The sequence below is a fragment of the Pseudoalteromonas sp. 68 DY56-GL68 genome, assembly GCF_041414825.1.
Taxonomy (GTDB): Bacteria; Pseudomonadota; Gammaproteobacteria; order Enterobacterales; family Alteromonadaceae; genus Pseudoalteromonas.
The window spans coordinates 54,768-61,386 of sequence record NZ_JAOCZL010000001.1 but is presented as its reverse complement, the minus strand read 5'-3'; the positions used below and the strand labels follow the sequence as shown (position 1 = coordinate 61,386).

The 6,619-nt window shown below is 40.8% G+C and carries 5 protein-coding genes; all 5 read right to left on the bottom strand.

The window, feature by feature from the left end; all coding sequences use genetic code 11:
• Positions 1 to 201: 201 nt before the first annotated feature.
• The 5 genes from NYF15_RS00295 to atpD all read right to left on the bottom strand — a co-directional run bounded on the left by NYF15_RS00295 (position 202) and on the right by atpD (position 6,588).
• On the bottom strand, positions 202 to 1,986 hold the full coding sequence (locus NYF15_RS00295; protein ID WP_371352388.1) for a choice-of-anchor I family protein: 1,785 nt from the start codon (positions 1,984 to 1,986) through the stop codon (positions 202 to 204).
• 165 nt (positions 1,987 to 2,151) lie between these two features.
• Positions 2,152 to 2,733, bottom strand: coding sequence for a DUF1240 domain-containing protein (locus NYF15_RS00290; protein ID WP_371352387.1), 582 nt, complete (start codon positions 2,731 to 2,733; stop codon positions 2,152 to 2,154).
• 407 nt (positions 2,734 to 3,140) lie between these two features.
• Positions 3,141 to 4,499: a bifunctional UDP-N-acetylglucosamine diphosphorylase/glucosamine-1-phosphate N-acetyltransferase GlmU gene (glmU, locus tag NYF15_RS00285; RefSeq protein ID WP_371352386.1), complete on the bottom strand. Its 1,359-nt coding sequence runs from the start codon at positions 4,497 to 4,499 to the stop codon at positions 3,141 to 3,143.
• Between the two features lie 267 nt (positions 4,500 to 4,766).
• Positions 4,767 to 5,189, bottom strand: coding sequence for a F0F1 ATP synthase subunit epsilon (locus tag NYF15_RS00280; RefSeq protein ID WP_054554812.1), 423 nt, complete (start codon positions 5,187 to 5,189; stop codon positions 4,767 to 4,769).
• Between the two features lie 13 nt (positions 5,190 to 5,202).
• A complete protein-coding gene (atpD, locus tag NYF15_RS00275; RefSeq protein ID WP_054554811.1) occupies positions 5,203 to 6,588 on the bottom strand; it encodes a F0F1 ATP synthase subunit beta in 1,386 nt (461 codons plus the stop codon).
• Positions 6,589 to 6,619 lie beyond the last annotated feature (31 nt).

Below are 6,619 nucleotides of genomic sequence, written 5' to 3'. Positions count from 1 at the left end.
ATTATAGGGAGATGGATTTTTAACGCAAGCACTTTTTGAAGGTTTTTTTGATTATTTTCAAATTAGTACAATAACCATACAAATAAAGGGCTACAGAGGGGTTTTAGCTCAAAAAGCAGTCATTTTTGTGAGGATAAAATGACATAGAAAAAGCGACATGCCTTAAATAAGCTATGTCGCTTTTTATTTTTATAAGGTGGATTAGTTAGTAGAAATTTCCCAAACAGCGATTGAACCTGAAATTTCATTACCAATAACTAGCAATGCTTCATTCGTTGCACTTTGTTCTGCTGGTATAAATGCCATACCTTCAGGAGCAAGATCACCTGTTATATCTGCATCAACTTCTAGACCACGATTAAAAAAGTAATCTTGGAATGTCACATTGTATGGATTAGTAATATCAAACACCATAATGCCACCCATACGCTCTAAACCAATAAATGCAAATGTACGTTCGCCAATAGTACCCAGTGCTAATGCTTCAGGTTCAGCACCTTTGTCATCAGAGCGACTGTCACCGTCATTTTCATCTTCGTTATTATTGAATGCTTCCCCGTGAACTGATGCAGTAATGCGTGAGATTTGATCGCCAGAGTCAAAAACCACCATGCCGTTACTATCCCAGATGGTAAAGGAGCGGGCACCATATGCATAGAGTGATTCATATTCGCCATTATTATCTTCATCACCTTTAACAGTGGTCACTTTTAAACGGCCAATATCACTGTTGTCATTGTTCAGGTAATCAAAATTGCTTGCCAGTGTTAAGTCTTTAGCTCTGGTTTCATCTATATAGGATAAACAACCATCATCTTCATCGTAATCAAGACCACCTTTTGCTAAACAATCAGCTTCGTCGGTTGTATCAAAGAAGTATTCTCGTGCATCACCTTCGTTCGCTGTGACAATAAAGTTAGCACCTTTCCAGGTAAAGCTTGAAATAGTATCAGGTTGATAGATGCCATAGAGACCAGGGTACGATTTAAAATTAACGCCACCATCTTTATCTGATGCATCAAAGAGTAAATTAGACCAATCTTTAAAACCTAAACCTTTAAGCTCTAGGCTATTATCTTCAAGGTTGACGATTGCAAGGGCGTTATTTTCTTGTAGTGACACGTAGGCAAACTTATTGTCTTTCGAAATGCTGATGTATTCAGGTTCTAAATCCATAGCCACGGTTGTATTAATCAAGTTACCGTTGATTGTTCGACCTGTCGGGTTAGCAAATACAACCCCTTGCTCTTCAAGCTCTGCTTGTTTATCGTTATAAGCTGAAAAAGTAATGCTAATAGCAGTATCTGCAATTACACCATCATTGATATTAATAATGCTGATAGAGCCTTCAGGGTCAATGCTGTAATCACCATTAGGTTCGCCTTCATTTGCAACCAGTACCTTATTGCCATCATGGCTAAACGTCACCATGTCGGGCAGGGCGCCTACCGTGACATTTTTAATAAACTGAGGCTGATCACCGCTGATATCATAAAATGCGATTAAACCTGCATCACCGGTATTACTTGCAGCCATTGCGACGGCTAAAAGTTCATTATTAGCATCAATAGCGATACTGTTTGCATCGCCACCACTGTGCTCATTCAGTGCAAGGGTCATCTCTGAGGTTAAATTAGTGCCGTTTATAACCCCTTCGTTATCTTTAACTAAAGCTGCACGGTCAAAACTATCGGCTTTTATGATATTCACAACGGCAGAATCACCGGAACTATTAATAGCAAAAATTCGTTGTTTAGAAGTTTGATAAGCGACAATTTCTGCTGCCCCTTCAGGGCTTTCTGCGTTCAGCACTGCACGGCCGATAAGATTTATATTTAAAGTAGAATTTGCATCTTCGCCATTTGCTCCGTCTTGACCTGCTGAACCTTGTTCACCTTGTAGACCGTCTTTGCCGTCGTCACCGTCTAATGAGCAGCCAGTAAGAATGGTTAAAAATGATAGCGCAATAATTGATCTTTTTAACATTATTATTTTTCCTTCGTATTGTATTGACCCAATTACAACACGCAGGCATTACAGCTATATGGCATTTTTATGAGAACAAATCAGCCACAAAAAAAGCGAGTAAAACTCGCTTTTCTTTATAAATTAGTAAACTAACGCTCATCTTTAGCGCTGTTGTTAGGTAGTTCACCGATTTATTTCAGATCTGGCTTTTTGAATGAGAATTTCTAATTCTTCTAATTTTGGCTCAATGCCTTTCTCATTATGTATTTCGAACCACTTATACACATCACTCAAAACGACAGAGCCGTCTTGTAAACACAAATATTCATTTTTCAACCAAACATCAGGGGCTCTAACTGATGAACCAGTTAACCAATTGCAATAGATATACCCTTTGTCGATAAGCGTCGTCTCAACATAATAATTAAAGGGATAAAACCCGATAATCAAAAGCAAGCAACCTGAGACACCACTTTTGATAGCTAGAGTCATGGATAATTTAAAACTATAATTTAATAAGAACTGCAAAGTTGCAATCCAAAAGTAGAGCCAAAATGGCAATAACAAGATAAGTAGAACTGTACTACTACTCTCTTTTACAAAAAAATGATCATCATTATAAAAAAAGAGTTCTTGAAACTCAGATAAAGAAGCTGTAACTGTCAAAATAATTAAGACTGTAATTATAAAGAGTAAAATTTTTTTAGATGTTGCTTCATTTGAACGAGCTTGTGCATATTTAGCTTCAAGGTCTGTCCATTCCATTAGTTTCATCGAATAGGACTCTTATTTATAGTTGGAATCCCAAATACTTTTTTCAAAAAATCTATAGGGTTATCATTATAGTCATTTTCAATTTTTTGTATTTGGTTAGTAACTCGTATTTTACCTGCTCGGATATTTTCTTCGCTTATCCGCAAACGCTCAGATAAAAAATTTACATAACTAGAGGTATCAGAAAAGAACCAAGAGAACAAAACACCTACATGCCTGCTACGAGCGAAAAGGGTTATGATTTGTTTAGGCGTTGTCTATATTCAATAGCACGACAAGCGTAAGCTGAGTAAACCCTTTAGTATTTCATTTGATCCATTGAGGTTATTCTAAAACACTTAAATGAAATACATAAGGCGGGCTAAAAAAGCCCGCTGTCTGAAACAGGAACTCTACACCTACTTTTTAGTTGGGCGCTTCCAACCAGATAGGTTACGTTGTTTGCCACGAGCTACTGCAAGCTGTTCGTCTTCAACTGTACTTGTTATAACTGAACCAGCACCAACCGTTGCTGTTGAGCCAATATTGACAGGTGCTACAAGTGATGAATTAGACCCAATAAAGGCGTTATCACCGATGATGGTTTTTGATTTATTTACACCATCATAGTTACAGGTAATGGTACCCGCACCAATATTGACCTTTTCACCGATCTCAGCATCGCCTAAATAAGTAAGATGATTAGCTTTTGACCCTTTACCTAAGCGGGTCTTTTTCATTTCAACGAAGTTACCAATGTGTGAGTCTTCTTCCATAATCGCACCAGGGCGAAGGCGGGCATAAGGACCTAAAGTACATTTAGCTGCAACCGTGGCTTCTTCAACAATTGAATTAGCTTTAATAATGACGTTATCGCCAATAGTGCAATCTTTAAGTACGCAGTTAGGGCCAACCTGAACATTATTACCTAATGTTACTTTGCCTTCGAAAATAACATTAACGTCGATGAGTACATCTTCGCCTGTTGTTACTTCACCACGCACATCAATACGAGCAGGATCAGCAAGAGTTGCGCCGTTCAGCATTAGTTCTTCTGCTTGCCATGCTTGATAGGCACGCTCAAGTGCCGCTAATTGCACTCGATTGTTAGCGCCTTCAACTTCCATCGGGTGCTCAGGCTGTGCAGAAGTAATTTCAACACCTTCGCTGTGTGCCATCGCAACGATATCCGTAAGGTAGTACTCACCTTGGGCATTATTGTTAGATAGATTACCTAACCAACGTTTAAGTAACTCACCATTGGCAGCCATAATACCGGTATTGATTTCTTTAATTGCGAGTTGATCAGGCGAAGCATCTTTTTGTTCAATAATGCCGACTAGCTTGCCATTTTCGCGAAGCATACGGCCATACCCAGAAGGGTCGTCTAGAGTGACCGTTAATACTGCAAGACCATTTTTAGGGGTCGAAGCAAGTAGCTTTTCTAATGTGGCACGTTTGGTCAATGGCACATCACCATAGAGAATCAACACAGTGTCGTCATCAGCAATGTGCTGCTTAGCAACAGCGACCGCATGGCCAGTACCAAGTTGCTCTTCTTGTAATACCCAGTTTACTTGATTGTGTGATAGGGCAGCTTGTAGCTGATCACGACCATGACCATAGACAAGGTTTGTTTCACGAGCACCAAGGGCAGTGGCATTATCAATCACGTGTTGCACCATAGGTTTACCAGCTACTTTATGTAACACCTTTGGTAGTGCTGAGCGCATACGAGTGCCTTTACCCGCAGCAAGAATAACGGTTGTCAGAGACATTAAAACAATATCCTTCTTTCTTTGTTTTATTTACTGATTGGAGTAAGTAATTAATTACCCAAGGTTACGTAAGTCACCTCATGTGCAAATACTCAATCCTAATGCTCAGGACTGAACCTTAAATGAAAAACCCACTTACTTTTAATACAGGACATTCTATCGGGGTTTAGTGAAGGATATAAGTGTGATAACACCATCTTTACGAAAAATTTATGCTTAGACACAAAAAAGCCCACATGAAGTGGGCTTTTTGAAAACCAAGTAGGCTTACTTTTTACGTAATTGTTGAATTACGCGAAGTTGAGCGATTGCTTCAGCAAGTTGCACTGCAGCTTGTTGATAATCTAACTCAGCAGTTGACGTATTCGCCATTTGCTCTTCAGCATCACGTTTCGCTTTTTCAGCCGCTTGTTCGTCTAGGTCTTCACCACGTACTGCAGTATCTGCAAGAATCGTGATGCGATCCGGTTGAACTTCTAGCGTGCCGCCAGCAATATACATCACGTCTTCGTGACCAAATTGCTTAACTAAACGTACCATACCAGGTTTTAGGGCAGTTAATAATGGAGCGTGACCATAGTTAACACCAAGGTCACCTTCACTACCACTCACTTGAATCGATTCAACCAGACCAGAGAACAAGCTCTCTTCTGCGCTTACTACGTCAAGATGTACAGTCATAGCCGCCATACTACCCTCCTAATTACATGCTTTTGGCTTTTTCTTGAGCTTCTTCAATAGAGCCAACCATGTAGAACGCTTGCTCTGGCATATCATCAAACTCACCGTTTAAGATACCTTTGAAGCCAGCAATTGTGTCTTTAAGTGACACGTATTTACCAGGCGCGCCTGTGAATACCTCAGCAACGAAGAACGGCTGAGATAGGAAACGCTGGATTTTACGTGCACGAGATACAACTTGCTTATCTTCGTCAGAAAGCTCGTCCATACCTAGGATTGCGATGATGTCTTTAAGTTCTTTATAACGTTGAAGAACTGTTTGAACGCCACGCGCTGTATCGTAGTGCTCTTGACCGATTACTAATGGGTCAAGTTGACGTGAAGATGAATCAAGTGGGTCTACCGCTGGGTAGATACCAAGTGAAGCAATATCACGAGAAAGTACTACTGTTGCATCTAAGTGAGCAAACGTTGTTGCTGGAGATGGGTCAGTTAAGTCATCCGCAGGTACGTATACCGCTTGGATTGAAGTGATTGAACCCGTCTTAGTCGATGCGATACGCTCTTGAAGTACACCCATTTCTTCAGCAAGAGTTGGTTGGTAACCTACTGCTGAAGGCATACGACCTAGAAGTGCTGATACCTCTGTACCCGCTAGAGTATAACGGTAGATGTTATCAACGAAGAAAAGTACGTCACGACCTTCGTCACGGAACTTCTCAGCCATAGTAAGACCCGTTAACGCTACGCGTAAACGGTTACCCGGTGGCTCATTCATTTGACCGTATACTAGCGATACTTTGTCTAGTACGTTTGAGTCGTTCATCTCATGGTAGAAGTCATTACCCTCACGAGTACGCTCACCAACACCTGCGAATACTGAGTAACCGCTGTGCTCGATTGCGATGTTACGGATAAGTTCCATCATGTTTACGGTTTTACCAACACCGGCACCACCGAATAGACCAACTTTACCACCTTTAGCGAATGGACATACAAGGTCGATTACCTTGATACCCGTTTCTAAAAGTTCTACTGAACTTGATTGTTCTTCATAAGAAGGTGCTGCACGGTGAATAGACATACGCTCTTCTTCACCAATTGGACCAGCTTCATCAATAGGGTTACCTAATACGTCCATGATACGACCTAGTGTCTTCGTACCTACTGGAACGTGGATTGGCTGACCTGTACCTTCTACTGCAGTACCACGACGTAAACCGTCAGTAGTACCAAGTGCGATACCACGTACCACACCGCCACCTAGCTGTTGTTGAACTTCTAAAGTTAAACCCGCTAAGTCGCCATCTGTTACTTTTAGTGCGTCATATACGGCTGGCACGTTGTCTTGTGGAAATTCGATATCCACAACGGCGCCGATAATTTGGACGACCTTACCTAAACTCATGTCTATTCCTCTCATTAAACTTTGCCGAAGC